Raw genomic sequence first — 17,802 nt, 5'->3', positions numbered from 1 at the left:
GCTGTCGCTGCTGGAGCTGTCCCGCCTGGAGCTGCAGCCGGTCGACCTCGACGGCACCGCCGCCCGCAACGGCTCCCCCACCTACGAGGCCGACGCGCAGGGCCGCCCGGTGCGCTGGGCCTACCTGCCGGGCACCGCCGACCTGCCCAAGCTGGTGACGGTGCCGCGCACCGGGACCGTCTACGACGCCGTCGACGTCATGCTCGACTCCCAGACCGAGCTGGTCGGGGTGGTCGACGAGCAGCAGAAGCTGCAGGGCGCGCTGTGGTGGCGCGACCTGGTCGAGGGCCTCAAGACGAAGGCCGGTTCGTGAGCGCCCCCGCCGCCGAGGAGACCGGCGCCGGCGCGCCGTCCGGGTCGTCCTCGGCCGAGCCGGTCGTCCGCCGGACCCGGCGGCTGGACCGGTCGCTGATCGTCAATCCGCTCATCGCCGTCGTCGGTGTGGTGCTGGTGCTGCTCTACGCCGCCTCCCAGGGCCTCGACGACGTCGAGGCCTCGGTGATCAACGCGAGCTCGCTCGGGGAGCGGCTCGGGGAGCACCTGGTGCTGACCGGGCTGTCCACCCTCGTCGTGATCATCGTGGCGATCCCGGCCGGCATCGCGATCAGCCGCCCGTCCGCCCACCGGATCCAGCGCCCGATCCTGGCGTTCACCGGGTTCATGCAGGCCCTGCCCGCGTTCGGCGTGATCGTCCTGCTCGCGTTCTCCCCGCTCGGGCTGGGCCTGCCCACCGCCGTCGTCGCGCTGGCACTGGCCGCGCTGCTGCCGGTGCTCACCAACACCGTCGTCGGGCTCCAGCAGGTCGACAAGGCGCTGATCGAGGCGTCCCGCGGCATCGGGATGTCGGCGCGGCAGACGCTGCTGCGGGTCGAGCTGCCGCTGGCGACACCGGTCATGGTCGCCGGCGTCCGCGTCGCGCTCGTGCTGAACGTCGGCACCGCGGCCCTGGCGACCTACGTCGGCGCCGGCGGGCTCGGCGAGCCGATCAAGGGGATGCTGGAGCTCGGCCGCCCCACCGGAACCCTCGTCGCCGCGACCATCGTCGCCGCGCTGGCCCTGATCGTGGACTGGCTCGCCGGTCTCGCCGAGTACGCCGTCCGCCGCAACGCCGGCTGACGCGGGCCCCCGCTCGCCCCCGAATCCCCGCAGTACCGCATTCCCTGGAGGACACGTGAAGTTCGGACGATCCCGGCGTCTCGCCCTGACGGCGATGGCCGCCGCGGCGGCGCTCGCCCTGGCGGGCTGTGGCGGCCTGAGCGGCAGCGGCCCGTCGGCCTCCGGCGGCTCGCTGGCCCAGGCCGGCGACCTGAGCGGACAGAACTACGTCGTCGGCGGCAAGAACTTCGACGAGCAGCTGGTGCTCTGCCAGATCACCGTCGCCGCGCTCGAGTCGGCCGGCGGCAACGTCACCGACCGCTGCAACACCGGTGGCACCGACGTCACCCGCCAGGCGCTGCTGGCCGGGGACATCAACATCTACTGGGAGTACACCGGTACCGCCTGGGCGTCCTTCTTCAAGGAGACCCGCCGGATCACCGACGACAACGAGCTCTACAACCTCGTCGCCCAGCGCGACCTGGAGCAGAACAAGATCCAGTGGCTGGACAAGGCCAACTTCAACAACACCTACGCCTTCGCCATGACCGAGGCGAAGTCCCAGGAGCTCGGCATCACGACGCTGTCGCAGATGGCCGACTACATCAAGTCGGGCCGGGCACCGGCGGGTTCGATGTGCGTGGAGACCGAGTACAACTCCCGTGACGACGGCCTGCGCGGCCTGGAGAAGACCTACGGCTTCACCGCCCAGAACCCGCAGGTGCTCGCCACCGGCGTGATCTACCAGGCCACCGCGGACAACAAGTGCCTGTTCGGCGAGGTCTTCACCACCGACGGCCGCATCCCCGGCCTGAAGCTCAAGGTCCTCGACGACGACAAGCGCTACCACGTCACCTACAACGCGGCACCGACCATCCGGGCCGACGTCTACAACGCCAACCCCGCCGTCCGGCAGGTGCTGGCGCCGATCGCCCAGGCCCTGGACTACAACACCATCCTGGACCTGAACGGCAAGGTGTCCTCCTTCGGCCAGAACGAACGCGACGTCGCGCGTGAGTGGCTGACCCAGAAGGGCTTCATCGGCTGAGGTGTCCCCCGGTACGCCCGCCGCGACCCCGCCCCGGCTCCACCGGGTGCGGGGTCGCGGTGTCCCGGTGTCGCGGGTCGATCACCGTGCGCGCGTGAACGTTGCGCCGGGGGACGGTTCGTGATCGGCGACCGGACCATGCCCTCCCGGCGAACCAGGACGATCCCGTGAGCCCCTTCCCGGCCGCAGGCTGCGGACGCTGGTCCCGGCCCTGCTCGCCGTCGCGCTGCTGGTGGGCGGTTGCACCGGCCTGGCCGGCGGCGGGCCACGGGCGTCGGCCGGGTCGCTCGCCCGGGGCGTCGACCTGTCCGGGCGGACCTACGTCGTGGGGTCGAAGAACTTCGACGAGCAGCAGATCCTGTGCCAGATCTCGATCGCGGCGCTGGAGTCCGCCGGGGCCTCGGTGACCGACCGGTGCAACATCGGCGGGTCCGACGCCACCCGGCAGGCGCTGCTGTCCGGGGACATCTCCACCTACTGGGAGTACACCGGCACGGCGTGGGCGTCGTACCTGCGCGAGACCCGCACCCTGCCCGACGACCAGGTCCTCGCCGAGCTGCGGCGGCGCGACCGTGTGCAGAACGGCGTGGTGTGGCTGGACCGCGCCCGGTTCGACAACACGTACTCCTTCGTCGTCGACGGGGCGACGGCCGCCCGGCTGAACCTGAACACGATCAGCGACATGGCCGCCTACGTCCGCTCCGGCCAGCCCGGCGACGTCTGCGTCGAGACCGAGTACGCCTCCCGCGCCGACGGCCTCGCCGGGCTCCAGCGCGCCTACGGTTTCGAGCTGCCCGGCGAGCGGCGCAAGACCCTCGACCAGGGCGTCATCTTCCAGTCGACGGCCGACGGCGTCTGCCTGTTCGGCGAGGTCGCCGCCACCGACGGCCGCATCCCGGCGCTGGGCCTGAAGGTGCTCACCGACGACCGCGGCTACCACATCACCTACAGCGCGGTCCCGGTCTTCCGGGCCGACGTGTTCGACCGGGCCCCGCAGGTCGCCGACCTGTTCGCCCCGATCACCGCGGCCCTGGACCAGCAGACCGTGCAGCAGCTCAACGGCCGGGTCTCCGCAGGCGGGCAGAGCCCCCGTGATGTCGCGCGGGCCTGGCTGGCCGAGCGCGGGTTCATCGGGAGCTGAGCCGTGGCGCGCCGGCAGGTCGACGAGGTCCGCGACGGGGTGGAGCTCACCAGCCTCGACGCCGAGGCCTTCGACGGCGCCGGCGTCACCAAGCGGGCCCTGCTCGACCACCTCGACGCCGTCGCCGGGCTGCTGCTGCCCGCGCTGGCCGACCGGCCCCTGTCGGTGGTGCGGGCCCGCCCCGGCCAGGCGCCGTTCATGCAGAAGAACCTCCCGCGCGGGGCACCGGACTGGATCCCGACCGTCGACGTGTGGGCGGAGTCCTCGCAGCGCACCGTGCACTACCCGCTCTGCCACGACCGCCGCACGCTGCTGTGGTTCGGCAACCAGCGCGCCGTCGAGTTCCACCCGACCCTCGTGCCGCACGGCGCGACGACCACCGGCGAGCTCGTCATCGACCTCGACCCGCCCGACGGCGCGGGCTTCGACCGCGTCGTCGCGGCCGCGCGCCCGGTCCGGGCGGCGCTGGCCGAGCTGGGCCTCGCCGCTGCGGTCAAGACCAGCGGTGCGACCGGCCTGCACCTGGTGGTCCCGCTGTCCGAGCAGCTCCCGATCGACGACGCGTTCGCCGCGACCCGCGCGGTGTGCGCCCGCGCCGCGGCGCTGGCCCCCGACGTCGCGACGACCGCGTTCATCCGGGACGACCGCGGCGGGCGGGTCTTCCTCGACCCGACCCGGGCTGGCGGGGCCACCCTCGCCGCGCCCTACAGCCCGCGGGCCCGCCCCGGCCTGCCCCGTGTCGTTCCCCCTCACCTGGGACGAGCTGGACGGGGCCTCGCCCGCCGACTTCACGGTGGGCACCGTGGCCGGTCTGCTCGACGGGCGCCCGACCTGGTCGGAGCTGCGGCCCGCACCCGCGTCCCTGCCGGAGGTGCTGCTCACCGAGGGCCGGGCGATCCCGGTGCCGCGGGTCGCGGCCATGCACGAGGGGAAGCGCCGCAAGCGCGCCCGCGAACGCGACGGGTGATCACCGGTCGTGGCGGATCCCGCCCGGCTCACGGACGCTGCGCTCCACGACCGTGATCACTCGTCGACGTCGTCGCGGGCGCTCCGGTAGAGCCAGCGGTCGGCGTCGGCGAGCGGTCCGATCAGCACGTAGCCCCTGGGGCCCCCGCCGGGGTCGGACAGCTCGATCGTCCGCGGCGGACGGCCGGTGGCGTCGGGGTCGATGCGCACCTGCTCGCCCGCGTAGGGACCGTCGTCCAGGACCGCGTACATGGCAGGGGATTCTGCCACCGCGCCCGGCCCCCGGGCCGGTGCGCCGACCCGGCCCCGGTGATCTGGACGGTCGTCGGCGTGGCCGCGGTGGGCTACTGCTTGCGTGCCCGGCTGGGCTGCACCCGCAGCGGCTCGCCGGGCATCTTCGGGTACTCCGGCGGGTAGGGCAGGTCCCCCAGGCCGCGCTCGGCCTCGTCCTCGGCGTACCACTCCAGCGCCCTCGCGCAGCTCCCCCGCTCGTCGGCCATCCCGGCGTGCGGGTCCCCGTGGCGTTCCAGCAGACCGGGCACGGTGCGCAGGGTGAACCCCGCGGGGTCGACCTCGCCGAGGTCGTCCCAGGTGACCGGCATGGAGACGGTCGCGGCGGGCAGGCCGCGCACCGACCAGGCCGAGGCGATGGTGCGGTCACGGGCCGCCTGGTTGTAGTCGAGGAACACCCGCTCGCCGCGTTCCTCCTTCCACCAGTCCACCGTGGCCAGCTCCGGGATACCCCGACAGACGCGCCGGGCGATCGCGATGACGGCGCGCCGGACCTGCACGAAGTCCCACTCGGGCCGGATCGGGCAGGCGACGTGCACGCCCCGCCCACCGGAGGTCTTGGCCCACCCGGTCAGTCCGGCCTCGGTGAGGACCTCGCGCAGCGTCTGCGCGACGACGACGGCGTCGCCGAAGTCGGTGCCCGGCTGCGGGTCGAGGTCGATGCGCAGCTCGTCGGGGTGGTCGGTGTCGGCGCAGCGGACCGGCCACGGGTGGAAGTCGAGGGTGTTGAGGTTGGCCGCCCAGGCGATCGTCGCCGGCTCGGTGATCGACACCGACTCGGCGGTGCGGCCGCTGGGGAAGGTCACCGTGCAGGTCCGCACCCAGTCCGGGGCGCCCTTCGGGACGCGTTTGACGAAGAACGGCTCGCCGTCCACCCCGGAGTTGAACCGCTTCAGGTTGGTGGGCGGTCACGCAGCGCGGACGCCATCGGCTCCCCCACCGCGACGTAGTACTCGACCACCTCGCGCTTGGTGATCCCGAGCTCGCCGAACACCACCTTGTCCGGGCTGGTCAGGCGGACCTCACGCGGCCCGTCCGGCCCGTCGACCTGCAGCATCACGACCTCACGGCTCGCCACCCGGCGAACCTACCCCCGGTGACTATCGTGTGCCCATGAGTTCCGACCGGTCCCCCCGGTTCGACGACGACCTGCTGGGCCTCGACCCGGAGGACCCGGAGGCGCGGGAGTTCGCCGCGCACCTGGACCGCATGCAGCGGCTGCCGTCGTGCTCGGTGGAGGGCTACATCCGCGGTGTCGGGGACTTCGCGCGGAGTCGGCGAACCGGCTGCGGGGCCCCCGGCGGGCCGCCGCGGTCGCGGTGACGGTGCTGCTGCTGTTCGTCGCGGCGTGGGTCATCGCGAACGCGGCCGGGTTCGTGGTCGCCACCTGGGTCTGACGAGCCACCCGGGTCCGACGACCGGCGGCGCACGACCGATCAACGGGTTACCGTGGATGCATGGGTCTGTTCAGCCGCAACACCACCGCCTCCGGGTCCGAGCTCCCGGCCCCGAAGGTGCAGAAGTCCGACGAGGAGTGGCGGGCCCAGCTGAGCCCGGCCGAGTACCAGGTGCTCCGCAAGGCCGGGACCGAGCGCCCGTTCACCGGTGAGTACACCGACACGACCACCACCGGCGTCTACCGCTGCCGGGCCTGCGGGGCGGAGCTGTTCCGCAGCGACTCGAAGTTCGCGTCGCACTGCGGGTGGCCGTCGTTCTTCACCCCGCTCGCGGGCGACGCCGTCATCGAGCGGGTCGACTCCAGCCTGGGCATGACGCGCACCGAGGTGCTGTGCGCGAACTGCCACGGCCACCTCGGCCACGTGTTCGAGGGCGAGGGCTACGGCACCCCGACCGACCTGCGCTACTGCATCAACTCGGTCTCGCTGACCCTGGAGCCCACCGAGGGCTGACACCGGTGCGGGGCCGTCGCGCGACGGCCCCGCACCCGGCTCACGGCAAGGACGCGACGAGGTCGCCGACCTCGACCCGCGGGCCGGTGTAGAACGGGATCTCCTCGCGCACGTGGCGGCGGGCCTCGGTGCCGCGCAGGTGCCGCATGAGGTCGACGATGCGGTACAGCTCGTCGGCCTCGAAGGCGAGGATCCACTCGTAGTCGCCGAGGGCGAAGGCCGGGACGGTGTTGGCACGCACGTCCGGGTAGTCGCGGGCCTCCATGCCGTGGTCGGCCAGCATCTTCCGGCGCTCCGCGTCGGGCAGCAGGTACCACTCGTAGGACCGGACGAACGGGTAGACGCAGACGTAGCGCTTCGGGTCCTCGCCGGCCATGAACGCCGGGACGTGGCTCTTGTTGAACTCCGCCGGGCGGTGCAGCGCGGTCTGGCTCCAGACCGGCACGCTGGCCCGGCCGAGCGCGGTGGTGCGGCGCAGGTCGGAGTAGGCGGCCTGCAGCGACTCGATCTCCGAGGCGTGCCACCAGATCATGTAGTCGGCGTCGTGCCGCACACCGGCGAGGTCGTACACGCCGCGGACGGCGACGTCCTTGTTCGCGAGCGCGTCGAGGTACTCGGTGGCCTCGCGGGCGGCGGGGGCACGGTCGTCGCCGAGGCGGCCGGGCTCGACCCGGAAGACCGACCACATGGTGTAGCGGATGGTGTCGTTGATCGCTTTGACGTCCACGCGGGCCATGTCGGGCATGGTACGCGGCCGGTGAGGGTGCCCTCAGCGACCGGTCGGTGCGGGGGCAGGGCCGCGGCGACCCGCTCGGCGGCGGACCGCGCGGTCGCCACACAGGCGGGGACCCCGACCCCGTGCAGCATCGACCCGGCGACCTCCAGGCCCCCGACGGTGGCGACGGCCGACTCCAGCGCGTCGACGACCGCGCCGTGGCCGACCCCGTACTGCGGCAGACCGCCGCCCCAGCGCTGCACGACCGACGCGACCGGGACGGCGTCGACCCCGTCGAGGACGGCCAGGTCGGCGCGGACGCGGTCGACGAGCTCGGCGTCGTCGACCTGCAGGCTCGCCTCCTCCCCGAACCGGCCGATCGAGGCCCGGATCCGGACCAGACCGTCCGCACCGAGGTGGGCCCACTTCGTCGACGCGTGGGTGACGCCCTTGACCGACAGCGGCTCGTCCGCGGCGACCAGACAGCCGGAGGTGCCGGGCAGTCCGGTGACGTCGGCCGGCCGGTAGGCGAGCGCGACGACCGCGGAGGAGGCCAGCTCGATCCGCCCGGCCGCCGCGGCCGCGGCCGGTACGACCGGCTCCAGCAGCCGACGCGCAGCGGGCGCGGGGACGGCGAGGACGACGGCGTCGACGTCGAGCGCCTCCGGCCGCGGGACCGGGCCGAGGACCAGCCGCCAGCCGTCGGGGCGGCGGTGCAGCTCCCGCACGGTGACACCGGTCCGCACCCGGGCCGCCGACGCGGCGACGAGTGCGGCGACCATCTCGCGGTAGCCCCCGCGCACGGCACCGAAGACCGGTCCGGCGGCCACCGGCTGTGGCACCGCGGCGGGATCGGCCCCGGAGCCCCCGGCGGCCGGCGTCCCGGCGGCGAGGGTGCCGCTGCGCTGGCCGGACGCGGCCATCCCGGTACTGGCCGCCTCGGTGAGCGAGCCGGCCCCCGCGTCGAGCTCGGCGGCGAGCGCCGGGACCGTGGCGCGCAGGCCGAGCCGGTCGACCCGGCCGGCGTAGACACCGCCCAGCAGCGGGTCGGCGATCCGGTCGACGACCTCCGGGCCGAACCGACGGCGCAGCAGCGCCCCGAGCGCGACGTCGGTGCCGGGCTCCCACTCCAGCGGCGTGGACGGCTCGGCGGCGACCGCGGCCCGTCCGGCGTCGGACAGCACTCCCCCGAGGTCGGCGTCCCGGCCGGGCACGCCCATCAGGGTGCCGCGGGGCAGGCCGACGGTGCGGCCCCCGGCGCGGATCGTCGCCGTCGCCGCGGTGGGGTGGGTGAGCGCGCCCGCCAGCCCGATCTCGGCGAGCAGTGCGGGGACCTCGGGGCGGCGGGCGAGGAAGGCCTCGGCGCCGACGTCGAACGGCGCGCCCGCGAGGTCGACGGTGCGCAGCACCCCGCCGAGCCGGTCACGCTGCTCCAGCACGACGATCTCGGCCGACGGGCCGAGCAGCGTCCTCAGCCGGTGCGCGCACGCCAGCCCGGAGACCCCGCCGCCGACGACGGCGACGCGGGTCATCGCGCCGGACGCTCGCCCGTCGGCCCGGACACGGGCTGGGCGTGCACCGTCTCGACGGTCCGGGTGATCACGTCCGGGTCGGTCGCCGGCAGCACACCGTGGCCGAGGTTGAACACGTGCCCGCGGGTGCGGGTGCCCTCGGCCGCGATCCGCACGACCTCGGCGTCGACGGCGTCCTGGCCGGCGAACAGCACGGCCGGGTCGAGGTTGCCCTGCACGGGCACTGCTCCCCCGGCACGGCGGGCCGCGACGTCGAGCGGGGTCCGCCAGTCGACGCCGATCACGTCGGCGCCGGCCTCGGTCATCGCGCCCAGGAGCTCCGCGGTGCCGACCCCGAAGTGGATCCGCGGCACCCCGGCCCCAGCGAGCGCACCGAGCACGGAGGCGGAGTGCGGCAGCACGAACTCGCGGTAGTCGCGCTCGGAGAGCGCGCCCGCCCAGGAGTCGAAGAGCTGGACCGCGTCCACACCGGCGGCGACCTGCTGCTGCAGGAACGTGCCGGTGAGCACGGCGAGCTTGCCGAGCAGGGCGTGCCAGACCTCGGGGGCTGAGCGCATGAGGGACTTGGTCCGCTCGTGGTTGCGGCTCGGGCCGCCCTCGATGAGGTAGGAGGCGAGGGTGAACGGGGCGCCCGCGAACCCGATCAGCGGGACCCGGCCCAGCTCGGGCAGCAGCAGACCGATCGCCTCGGTGACGCGCGTCACTTGCTCCGGCGCCAGCTCGGGCAGGGCCGCGACGTCGGCGGCGGTGCGGACCGGCGAGTCCACGACGGGGCCGGTGCCCGGAACGATGTCGATCCCGATGCCCGCCAGGTGCAGCGGCACCACGATGTCGGAGAACAGGATGGCCGCGTCCATGTCGTGACGGCGGACCGGCTGCAGGGTGATCTCGCAGGTCAGATCCGGGGTGAGGCACGCCTCGAGCATCTCGTTGTCCCGGCGCAGGGCCCGGTACTCCGGCAGCGAGCGACCCGCCTGACGCATGAACCAGACCGGCAGCCGCGACGGCGTCGCGCCGCGCACTGCATCGAGGAACGGAGCGCCCGCGAGGTCGCGGCGGGCGGGGGGCGCGGAGACGATGCCTGCAGTCATGACCCCCGGATGATCCCACGCGGACAGGGCCGGTACGCGGGCGCCCCGGCGCGCCTGCCAGGTACGACCGGTATCGCACCCTAGAGTCCGACGCCGTGCCGGACCCGAACTCACCACCACCAGCAGCGTTCCGCAGCGCGGTCCGCTCGCTCGCGTCGGTCCGACCGCGCCCCGAGCTCGTGGTGCGGCCGCTCGAGGCCCCACCCCGGCTCGCGCCGTACAGCTGGGCGACCAGCGTCGAGGCCGACATCGGGCACCGCGGCGACGGGACCGACGACCTCGACGAGCCGGACACCTCCGGACGGCTGATCCTGCTCCACGACCCCGAGGGTCAGGAACGCTGGGAGGGCACCTTCCGGCTGGTCTGCTTCGTGCAGGCCCGGCTGGAGCCCGGCCAGCTCGGCGACGACATGCTGCCGCGCATCGGATGGTCCTGGCTGACCGACGCGCTCGACCACGCCGGGGCGGGCTTCACCGCCCTCGGCGGGACCGTCACCCAGACCTCGTCGGTCCGCTTCGGCGGGCTCAGCGCGGACGGTGGCGGCCCCGGCGACGCGCCCCCGCGGGAGGACGACGTCGAGCTGCGCGCCTCCTGGTCCCCCACGGAGAGCGACGGCGATCTGTCCCGACACGCCGTCGCGTTCGCGTCCCTGGTGTCGACCGCCGCGGGTCTGCCGCCGATCGGCGCAGTGCCGTTGAGCCGATCACCCGGCTGAACGTCGCAGGTCAGCGGCATGCGTCGGAGATCTTTCACCCGGAGGGGTGGGACCGCGCCCACACGCATGTAACTTTCCGAGCCGGAAAGACGAATGCACACCAGACGTTAGGCCGCATGGAGGGATACCATCTCTGCCATGGCACCCGCCCGGGCGGCCGAGCGCCACTCTCCGTCCCTCGGGTTCCGGTGTTGGTCGGGGGCGTACGACCGACTCCAGGAAGGTTGACGACGTGGCTGTACTTGGCCAGCAAGTGCCGGCGCAGAGTTCCGGCAACACCACCCCAGGTGGCGCTCCGATCGGTGGAGCAGTGCTCTCACCTGGGATCGTCCCGCAGCCGCGGGAGGAGCTGTTCACGGTTCTCGTCGTGGACGACCACCCGCTGCTCCGGGAGGCGATCGCCGGGCGGCTGCGCTCCATGGGAGCGGGCACCGTGCACGAGGCCGCTTCGGTGACCGCCGCGCGGGCACGCGCCCACGCGGCGGGCCCCTGCGACCTCGTGATCCTCGATCTGACGCTGCCGGACGGCAGCGGGCTGGACCTGGTCAGCGAGCTCCGCTCGCTCGGCTGGAACCGGCTGGTCGTGCTCGCCTCCTCCGACGACCCGTACGCGGTCCGCTCGGCGTTCCAGGCCGGCGCGCAGGCGTACCTGCTCAAGTCGGCGGCGCCGTCGGTCGTGACCGACGGCGTCAAGCGGGTGCTCGACGGCGGCGTCTACGCCGACCCGACGGTCGCCCCGCTGCTGGCCACCGGGTCCCGCGTGCCGGGCACCGACAACACCCCGCGGGAGCTCTCGGCCCGCGAGGTCGAGGTGCTGCAGCTCGTCGCGGACGGCCAGTCCAACAAGGAGATCGGTGAGGCCCTGAACCTCTCCGCCCTCACGGTGAAGAGCCACCTCTCCCGGATCGGCCGCAAGCTCGGCACCGGCGACCGCGCCCAGATGGTCGCGCTCGCCATGCGCGCGGGGGTCATTCGCTGAATCCCGGGACCGGCGCCGTCGGCGGTACGGACACGACCCGGCCGCCGGTCTCGGCGACTCCGGACGGTTCACCCGATCCGGTACCGCTGCTCCGTCCCGCCGACGGCCTCCCCCCGGTCACCGAGACCCCCGACGACCTCGCCCGCGTGGCGGCGGCGATCGCCGGGGGCCCCGGTCCGGTCGCCGTCGACGCGGAGCGTGCCTCCGGCTTCCGGTACTCCCAGCGCGCCTACCTGGTGCAGCTGCGGCGTGCCGGGGCCGGGTCCGCGCTGGTGGACCCGATCCCGCTGCGCGGCGAGCTGGGGCCGCTCGCCGAGGCCCTCGACGGGCCGGAGTGGGTGCTCCACGCGGCCTCGCAGGACCTCCCGTGCCTGGCCGAGCTGGAGCTGCGCCCGGCGTCGCTGTTCGACACCGAGCTCGCGGGCCGGCTCGCCGGGCTCCCCCGGGTCGGGCTCGGCCCGATGGTGGAGAACCTGCTGGGCCTCGGCCTGGAGAAGGGGCACGGCGCCGCCGACTGGTCGCGTCGCCCGCTGCCCGAGGACTGGCTGGTCTACGCCGCGCTGGACGTCGAGGTCCTCATCGACCTGCGGGACGTCCTGACCCGGATGCTCGACGAGCAGGGCAAGCTGGAGTGGGCCCGCCAGGAGTTCGAGGCGGTCCGCACCGCACCGCCGCCCGCGCCGCGCGCGGAGCCCTGGCGGCGCACCTCCGGCATCCACAAGGTCCGCCGCCCCCGGCCGCTCGCCGCGGTCCGGGAGCTGTGGCTGGCCCGCGACGCGCTCGCCGCCGAGCGCGACATCGCCCCCGGCCGGGTCCTGCCCGACGCCGCGATCGTCGACGCCGCGGTGCGCAACCCCGACTCCCCGCAGGCACTGGCCGAGCTGCCGGTGTTCCGCGGACGCTCCCAGCGCAGGCTGGCCCGGTACTGGTTCGACGCGCTGCGCCGGGCCGCCGAGCTGCCCGAGTCCGAGCTGCCGCGTGGCGCCGCGACCACCGACGGCCCCCCGCCGGTGTCGCGCTGGGCCGACCGGGACCCCGACGCCGCCGCCCGGCTCGCCGCCGCCCCCGCGCGGCACTGGGCACGGTCTCCGAGCAGCACGACGTGCCGGTGGAGAACCTGCTGCAGCCCGACCTGCTGCGCCGGGTCTGCTGGACCCCGCCCACCGACGGCGACCTCCCGGCCGCCCTGCGCGCCGGCGGCGCCCGCCCGTGGCAGGTCGAGCTCCTGACCCCGGTGCTCGAACCGGCCCTGGCCACCCGCGCCGGCTGAGCCCGGACCGGGCCTGCCCGCCGGTCAGCGGGCCAGCGCCGGGGCGCCGCCCGAGGGCACGGGGGCCGTCGTGTCGTCGGGCAGCGCGACGTGCACCGCCAGTCCCCCGCCGGGGACCGCCTCGGCGTGCACGGTGCCGCCGTGCGCGGTCGCGACCGACCGCACGATCGACAGCCCCAGGCCGGATCCGCGGGTGTGGGCGGTACGGGCCACCGGGCCCCGCCGGAACGGCTCGAACAGCTCGGCCACCTTGTCCGGGGCCAGCTCCGGCCCCGACGACGCGACCCGCAGCACGACCTCCGACCCGGGCGTTCCGGTGCCGCAGCCGACCTCGATCCAGCCGCCGTCACGGTTGTGCCGCACCGCGTTCTCCAGCAGGTTCGCCACCATCCGGCGCATCAACGGCTCGTTGCCCCGGGTCGTCGCGGGCCGCGGGTCGGTCCGCACCACCAGTCCGCGGACGGCGACGTCCCCGGTCACCGCCGCGAGCTCCGCGGCGACGAGCGCGGCCAGGTCCACCGGCACCCGGTCCGAGTCCTGCAACGCTCCCCCGGCCTCGGTGCGGGCGAGCAGCAGCAGCCCGCTGACCAGCTCGTCGCAGCGACGGCCCGCCTCCCGGACCACCCCGGCCATCCGGCGCAGCTCCGCGGCGTCGGCGTCGGGGTCCTGGAGCGTCACGTCGATCTCGGTGCGGAGCACCGCCAGCGGGGTGCGCAGCTCGTGCCCGGCGTTGGCGACGAACCGGGACTGGGCGTCGAACACGGCCTGCAGCCGATCGAGCATCGCGTCGACGGCGGCGGCCAGCTCGGCGACCTCGCCGCGGGCCCCGGCGAGTGCGACCCGCTCGTCGAGCGAGCTCGCCGAGAGGCGTGACGTGGTCTCGACGACCCGGCGGAGCGGGTGCAGCACCCGCCCGACCAGCACCCAGGACGCGACCGCACCGGCCGCCACGACCAGGGGAACGCGATCAGCCCGGCCCGCAGCACCTCGGCGCGCGCCGAGGCGGCGACCGCGTCGCGGGCCGTCTCGGCAGGCACCGCGACCCCGCCCACGAACACCGTCCCGGGCAGCGCCGGGGTGCCCGCGATGACCGCACCCACCAGCATCCAGCCGAGCAGGAGCAGCAGCGCGGCGACGGCGGCGACGAGCGCCGTCGCGAGCAGCGTCAGCCGCGGCCGGAGGGCGCCCACCGCGTCACGCCGTGGGGGTCCCGTCGGCGGGCACCCGGTACCCGGCACCGACGACGGTGTCGATCAGACCCGGCGCGCCGAGCTTCTTGCGCAGGGTCATGACGGTGACCCGCACCGTGGTCGTGAACGGGTCGGCGTTCTCGTCCCAGACGCGTTCGAGCAGCTCCTCCGACGACACCACGGCACCACCGGCGGCGAGCAGGACCTCCAGCACGCCGAACTCCTTGCGGGTCAGCTCGACCGGGCGCCCGGAGCGCAGCACCGTGCGCCGGGCCGGGTCCAGCACGACGTCGCCGGCCCGCAGCGTGGGCGGCACCGCCGGGGTCGCCCGACGGCCGAGCGCCCGGACCCGGGCGACCAGCTCGGGGAAGTCGAACGGCTTGGCCAGGTAGTCGTCGGCGCCGCGGGACAGGCCCTCGACCTTGTCGGCCGGGGTGCCCGACGCGGTCAGCATCAGCACCCGGGTCAGGCCGCCCGCGGCGACGAGTTCGTCGCACAGGTCGTCGCCGCTGCGGCCGGGCAGGTCCCGGTCGAGGACGGCGACGTCGTAGCGGGTCACCGACAGCTTCTCCGAACCCTCGTCGCCGTCGTAGGCGACGTCGACGGCCATCCCGGCCCGGCGCAGGCCGCGCACGACGGCGTCGGCCATCGCCGGCTCGTCCTCGACGACGATGACGCGCATCAGCGGGTGCGCTCCCGCCCGGGAACGGCCCCCTCGGGGGTCGAGGGAACCGCCGCGGCCGCCCACTCGGTGATCCGGCGGGCCATGTCCTGCTCGGTCAGCCCGCAGGTGGCGAGCACGTCGTCGCGGCTGCCGTGCTCCAGGTACTCCTGGGGCAGCGCGAGGTCGCGCTGACGCACGTCGACCTCGGCGGCGCGCAACGCGTCCGACAGCGCGGAGCCGAACCCGCCGTGCGTGCCGCAGTCGGAGACGGTGACCACGAGCTGGTGGTCGGCGGCCAGGGTGAGCAGCTCACGCGGAACCGGCAGGACCCACCGCGGGTCGACGACGGTGACGTCGACGCCCTGGTCGGCGAGCCGCCGGGCCACGGCGACGCCGGACTCGGCGAACGGCCCGACGCAGACGAGCAGCACCTGGGAACGCCCGTCGGACGGCTCGTGCAGCACGTCGACCCCGGCCCCGCCGTCGAGGCGGCGCAGCGCGGGGACCGAGCCGATCACCGAGCCCTTGGGGTAGCGCAGCGCGGTCGGGCCGTCGGTGACCGCGACGGCCTCCCGGAACTCCTCGCGCAGGGTCGTCTCGTCGCGCGGGGCGGCGACCCGCATGCCGGGCACGATGCCCAGCAGCGACAGGTCCCACATCCCGTTGTGCGACGGGCCGTCGCTGCCGGTGACCCCGGAGCGGTCCAGCACCAGCGTGACGCGCTCGCGGTGCAGGCCCACGTCCATCAGCAGCTGGTCGAAGCCCCGGTTGAGGAACGTCGAGTACAGCGCGACGACGGGGTGCCGCCCGGCCCGGGCCAGCCCGGCGGCGGTGGTCAGCGCGTGCTGCTCGGCGATCCCGACGTCGACGATGCGGTCCGGGTGAGCCGCCGCGAACGGGGCGAGACCGGTCGGGCCGAGCATCGCCGCGGTGATCGCGACGACGTCGGTGCGCCGTGTCCCGAGCGCCACCATCTCCTCGGCGAACACGTCGGTCCAGCCGGTCACCGGGGTGCCGGTGGGCAGACCGGTCTCCGGGTCGAACGCGGCCGGGCTGTGCATCTGCTCGGCCTCGTCGTTCTCCGCGGGCGGGTAGCCGTTGCCCTTGCGGGTGACCGTGTGGACGATGACCGGCCCACCGAAGCGCTTCGCCCGGCGCAGCGCGGACTCGAGCTGGCCGATGTCGTGGCCGTCGACCGGGCCGAAGTACTTGAGCCCCAGGTCGGAGAACAGCTCCTGCGGGGACAGGGCGTCCTTCACCCCGGCCTTGAACGCGTGCAGGCCCGCGTAGAGCGCGGGCCCGACGACGGGGGTGCCGCGGACGGTGCGCTTGCCGGCCTCGAGCACGCGCTCGTAGCCGGGCTGCAGCCGCAGCGACGCGAGCCGGTCCGCCAGCCCGCCGATGGTCGGCGAGTAGGAGCGGCCGTTGTCGTTCACGACGATCACGACGTTGCGGTCCGCACCGGCCGCGATGTTGTTGAGCGCCTCCCAGGCCATCCCGCCGGTCAGCGCACCGTCGCCGATCACCGCGACGACGTGCCGGTCGACCCCGGTCAGCGCGTGCGCGCGGGCGATCCCGTCGGCCCAGGACAGCGACGACGACGCGTGGCTGGACTCCACGTGGTCGTGCTCGGACTCGGCGCGGCTCGGGTAGCCCGACAGCCCGCCGGTCTTCTTCAGCCGGTCCCAGCCCTCCTGACGGCCGGTCAGCAGCTTGTGCACGTACGCCTGGTGGCCCGTGTCCCAGATCAGGGTGTCCTGCGGGGACTCGAAGACCCGGTGCAGGGCGATGCTGAGCTCCACCACGCCCAGGTTGGGCCCCAGGTGACCGCCGGTGCGGGACACCGCCTTGATGAGGAACCCCCGGATCTCGGCCGCGAGCGAGGCCAGCTCCTCGGGCCCGAGCCCTCGCAGATCGGCCGGGCGTCGGATCGCCGAGAGTCCCCGGTTCGTCGTCACGTACTGCCTCCTCGCCGCCGGCCCCGTTCGGGAGTCCTCCACGGCGGAGAGACCGCAGGGAGGACCGGCATCGACTCGGGGTCCCACTCTACGGACAGGTGGCCGAGGGGACTCGATGGCGCTGCCGGGCGCGGCGGGCGACAGTCGTCACCCGGACGACTGACCCGCCACGACCCGTGCGGCCACCTCGGCACTATCGCATCTCACCACTGAGCCTTTTTCAACCTGACGTTTGTGCTGGTCAGGTAGCTGTGATCATGAGGGTCTGGACCGCGGCGACGAGCTGGGTGGCCTGGTTGGGGCTCAGAGCGTGTTTGGAAATGGTGGGTGTGTCGGGATGGTCGACACGGCTGGGGTGCTCCATCGTGGTCGGCATGCAGGAACGACCGCGCCGGTACCCCTCGGACACCAGTGATGCCCAGTGGGTGGTGATCGAGCCGTTGTTACCGCCGCTCGCGCGGCGGGGGCGGCCTGTTGCTCATGCTCGTCGGGACGTGCTGGACGCGATCTTGTATGTCGTGCGGACCGGGTGTGCCTGGCGGGCGTTGCCGGTGGACTTCCCGCCCTGGCAGACCGTCTACTGGTACTTCAACCAGTGGGAACAGCAGAAGGTCACCGAGAAGATCCTCCCGGTCGTGCGGGGGCAGTTACGTATCGCCGAGGGCCGTGATCCGGAGCCGAGTGCGGGGATCATCGATTCCCAGTCGGTCAAGGGCGCCGACACCGTCGGCCAGGACTCCCGCGGCTACGACGCCGGGAAGAAGACAGGCGGACGGAAACGGTTCATCGTGACCGACACCCTCGGTCTGCTGCTGACCACGATGGTGTGCTCGGCCTCGGTACAGGACCGCGACGGCGCCAAGCCGATCCTGCTCAACCTCTACCTGCGCACCAGGGTGCGGTTCGTCTACGCCGACGCCGGCTTCGCCGGGCGACTGCTCGACTGGGCCGCCACGATCCTGCAGACAACGATCGAGATCATCCGCAAGCCACCCGAGCAGCGCGGATTCACCGTCCTCCCACGAAGGTGGGTGGTCGAACGGACCCTGGCCTGGCTCACCGCACACCGACGCCTGGCCCGAGACTACGAACGCCACCCCACCACATCCGAAGCCATGATCCGCTGGGCCGCGATCAACACCATCACCCGCCGCATCGCCCGTGGATACCCCGCCACCCGCCAGCAGAAACACACGACACCCTCAACCCACTAGAATTTCCAAACACGCTCTCAGG

Annotated in this window: 12 protein-coding genes and 7 pseudogenes; 11 read left to right on the top strand and 8 right to left on the bottom strand. The window is 74.1% G+C overall.

The window, feature by feature from the left end; all coding sequences use genetic code 11:
* From KPL57_RS63385 to KPL57_RS63365, 5 genes and pseudogenes are all read left to right on the top strand, one after another.
* Positions 1 to 313, top strand: a pseudogene (locus tag KPL57_RS63385) (ABC transporter); the annotation flags it as partial.
* Complete coding sequence (locus KPL57_RS63380; RefSeq protein WP_020622351.1) at positions 310 to 1,116, top strand: ABC transporter permease; 807 nt, start codon at positions 310 to 312, stop codon at positions 1,114 to 1,116. The pseudogene KPL57_RS63385 and the gene KPL57_RS63380, both read left to right, overlap by 4 nt.
* Before the next feature lie 55 nt (positions 1,117 to 1,171).
* On the top strand, positions 1,172 to 2,143 hold the full coding sequence (locus KPL57_RS63375; RefSeq protein WP_226359235.1) for a glycine betaine ABC transporter substrate-binding protein: 972 nt from the start codon (positions 1,172 to 1,174) through the stop codon (positions 2,141 to 2,143).
* A gap of 232 nt (positions 2,144 to 2,375) precedes the next feature.
* Positions 2,376 to 3,284 carry a glycine betaine ABC transporter substrate-binding protein gene (locus tag KPL57_RS63370; RefSeq protein ID WP_226359234.1) on the top strand — a complete coding sequence of 303 codons (909 nt, stop codon included), beginning with the start codon at positions 2,376 to 2,378 and terminating at the stop codon, positions 3,282 to 3,284.
* A gap of 3 nt (positions 3,285 to 3,287) precedes the next feature.
* Positions 3,288 to 4,251: pseudogene (locus KPL57_RS63365) on the top strand (DNA polymerase domain-containing protein).
* A gap of 56 nt (positions 4,252 to 4,307) precedes the next feature.
* Here KPL57_RS63365 and KPL57_RS63360 read toward each other — a convergent pair.
* Together KPL57_RS63360 and ligD are read right to left on the bottom strand one after the other, a co-directional pair.
* Positions 4,308 to 4,502, bottom strand: a complete 195-nt coding sequence (locus KPL57_RS63360; protein ID WP_075305685.1) for a hypothetical protein — start codon at positions 4,500 to 4,502, stop codon at positions 4,308 to 4,310.
* 92 nt (positions 4,503 to 4,594) lie between these two features.
* Positions 4,595 to 5,598 (bottom strand): annotated as a pseudogene (gene ligD, locus KPL57_RS63355) (non-homologous end-joining DNA ligase).
* A gap of 56 nt (positions 5,599 to 5,654) precedes the next feature.
* Here ligD and KPL57_RS63350 point away from each other — a divergent pair.
* Positions 5,655 to 5,864 carry a hypothetical protein gene (locus tag KPL57_RS63350; RefSeq protein WP_374203984.1) on the top strand — a complete coding sequence of 70 codons (210 nt, stop codon included), beginning with the start codon at positions 5,655 to 5,657 and terminating at the stop codon, positions 5,862 to 5,864.
* A gap of 134 nt (positions 5,865 to 5,998) precedes the next feature.
* Positions 5,999 to 6,451, top strand: coding sequence for a peptide-methionine (R)-S-oxide reductase MsrB (msrB, locus tag KPL57_RS63345; RefSeq protein ID WP_020625557.1), 453 nt, complete (start codon positions 5,999 to 6,001; stop codon positions 6,449 to 6,451).
* Positions 6,452 to 6,491: 40 nt separating this feature from the next.
* Here the strand turns inward: msrB and hemQ are convergent, their stop codons facing one another.
* The 3 genes and pseudogenes from hemQ to hemE form a co-directional block, all read right to left on the bottom strand.
* Positions 6,492 to 7,187, bottom strand: coding sequence for a hydrogen peroxide-dependent heme synthase (gene hemQ / locus KPL57_RS63340; RefSeq protein ID WP_043280124.1), 696 nt, complete (start codon positions 7,185 to 7,187; stop codon positions 6,492 to 6,494).
* Positions 7,188 to 7,267: 80 nt separating this feature from the next.
* A pseudogene (gene hemG, locus KPL57_RS63335) lies at positions 7,268 to 8,698 on the bottom strand (protoporphyrinogen oxidase); the annotation flags it as partial.
* Complete coding sequence (gene hemE / locus KPL57_RS63330; RefSeq protein WP_226359233.1) at positions 8,695 to 9,789, bottom strand: uroporphyrinogen decarboxylase; 1,095 nt, start codon at positions 9,787 to 9,789, stop codon at positions 8,695 to 8,697. The pseudogene hemG and the gene hemE, both read right to left, overlap by 4 nt.
* A gap of 95 nt (positions 9,790 to 9,884) precedes the next feature.
* On the opposite strand from hemE, the gene KPL57_RS63325 reads away from it, so the two are divergent.
* The 3 genes and pseudogenes from KPL57_RS63325 (at position 9,885) to KPL57_RS63315 (ending at position 12,754) form a co-directional block, all read left to right on the top strand.
* Positions 9,885 to 10,505 carry a DUF3000 domain-containing protein gene (locus tag KPL57_RS63325; protein ID WP_226359232.1) on the top strand — a complete coding sequence of 207 codons (621 nt, stop codon included), beginning with the start codon at positions 9,885 to 9,887 and terminating at the stop codon, positions 10,503 to 10,505.
* A gap of 418 nt (positions 10,506 to 10,923) precedes the next feature.
* Positions 10,924 to 11,484 (top strand): LuxR C-terminal-related transcriptional regulator, encoded by a 561-nt coding sequence (locus KPL57_RS63320; protein WP_374203985.1) that lies wholly within the window; start codon positions 10,924 to 10,926, stop codon positions 11,482 to 11,484.
* An 86-nt stretch (positions 11,485 to 11,570) separates the two neighbouring features.
* Positions 11,571 to 12,754, top strand: a pseudogene (locus KPL57_RS63315) (HRDC domain-containing protein).
* Positions 12,755 to 12,778: 24 nt separating this feature from the next.
* Here KPL57_RS63315 and KPL57_RS63310 read toward each other — a convergent pair.
* The 3 genes and pseudogenes from KPL57_RS63310 to dxs all read right to left on the bottom strand — a co-directional run bounded on the left by KPL57_RS63310 (position 12,779) and on the right by dxs (position 16,566).
* A pseudogene (locus tag KPL57_RS63310) lies at positions 12,779 to 13,992 on the bottom strand (sensor histidine kinase).
* Complete coding sequence (locus KPL57_RS63305) at positions 13,949 to 14,626, bottom strand: response regulator transcription factor (RefSeq protein WP_226359231.1); 678 nt, start codon at positions 14,624 to 14,626, stop codon at positions 13,949 to 13,951. The pseudogene KPL57_RS63310 and the gene KPL57_RS63305 overlap by 44 nt, the downstream one beginning before the upstream one ends.
* The gene (gene dxs / locus KPL57_RS63300; protein ID WP_020624028.1) at positions 14,626 to 16,566 is read right to left on the bottom strand and encodes a 1-deoxy-D-xylulose-5-phosphate synthase; all 1,941 of its coding nucleotides are present in this window, start codon (positions 16,564 to 16,566) and stop codon (positions 14,626 to 14,628) included. Before dxs ends, KPL57_RS63305 begins: the two co-directional genes overlap by 1 nt.
* 320 nt (positions 16,567 to 16,886) lie before the next feature.
* Here dxs and KPL57_RS63295 point away from each other — a divergent pair.
* A pseudogene (locus tag KPL57_RS63295) lies at positions 16,887 to 17,802 on the top strand (IS5 family transposase); the annotation flags it as partial.

The sequence above is a fragment of the Pseudonocardia sp. ICBG601 genome (assembly GCF_020496245.1).
The sequence above is the reverse complement of the archived record's forward strand: the minus strand, read 5'-3'. Positions and strand labels throughout refer to the sequence as shown.

What these genes read in the sequence shown, in the direction of transcription:
- KPL57_RS63360 (WP_075305685.1), bottom strand. Translation starts at nt 4,502, where the DNA reads ATGTACGCGGTCCTGGACGACGGTCCCTACGCGGGCGAGCAGGTGCGC.
- KPL57_RS63350 (WP_374203984.1), top strand. Translation starts at nt 5,655, where the DNA reads ATGAGTTCCGACCGGTCCCCCCGGTTCGACGACGACCTGCTGGGCCTC.
- msrB (WP_020625557.1), top strand. Translation starts at nt 5,999, where the DNA reads ATGGGTCTGTTCAGCCGCAACACCACCGCCTCCGGGTCCGAGCTCCCG.
- hemQ (WP_043280124.1), bottom strand. Translation starts at nt 7,187, where the DNA reads ATGGCCCGCGTGGACGTCAAAGCGATCAACGACACCATCCGCTACACC.
- hemE (WP_226359233.1), bottom strand. Translation starts at nt 9,789, where the DNA reads ATGACTGCAGGCATCGTCTCCGCGCCCCCCGCCCGCCGCGACCTCGCG.
- KPL57_RS63320 (WP_374203985.1), top strand. Translation starts at nt 10,924, where the DNA reads ATGGGAGCGGGCACCGTGCACGAGGCCGCTTCGGTGACCGCCGCGCGG.
- KPL57_RS63305 (WP_226359231.1), bottom strand. Translation starts at nt 14,626, where the DNA reads ATGCGCGTCATCGTCGTCGAGGACGAGCCGGCGATGGCCGACGCCGTC.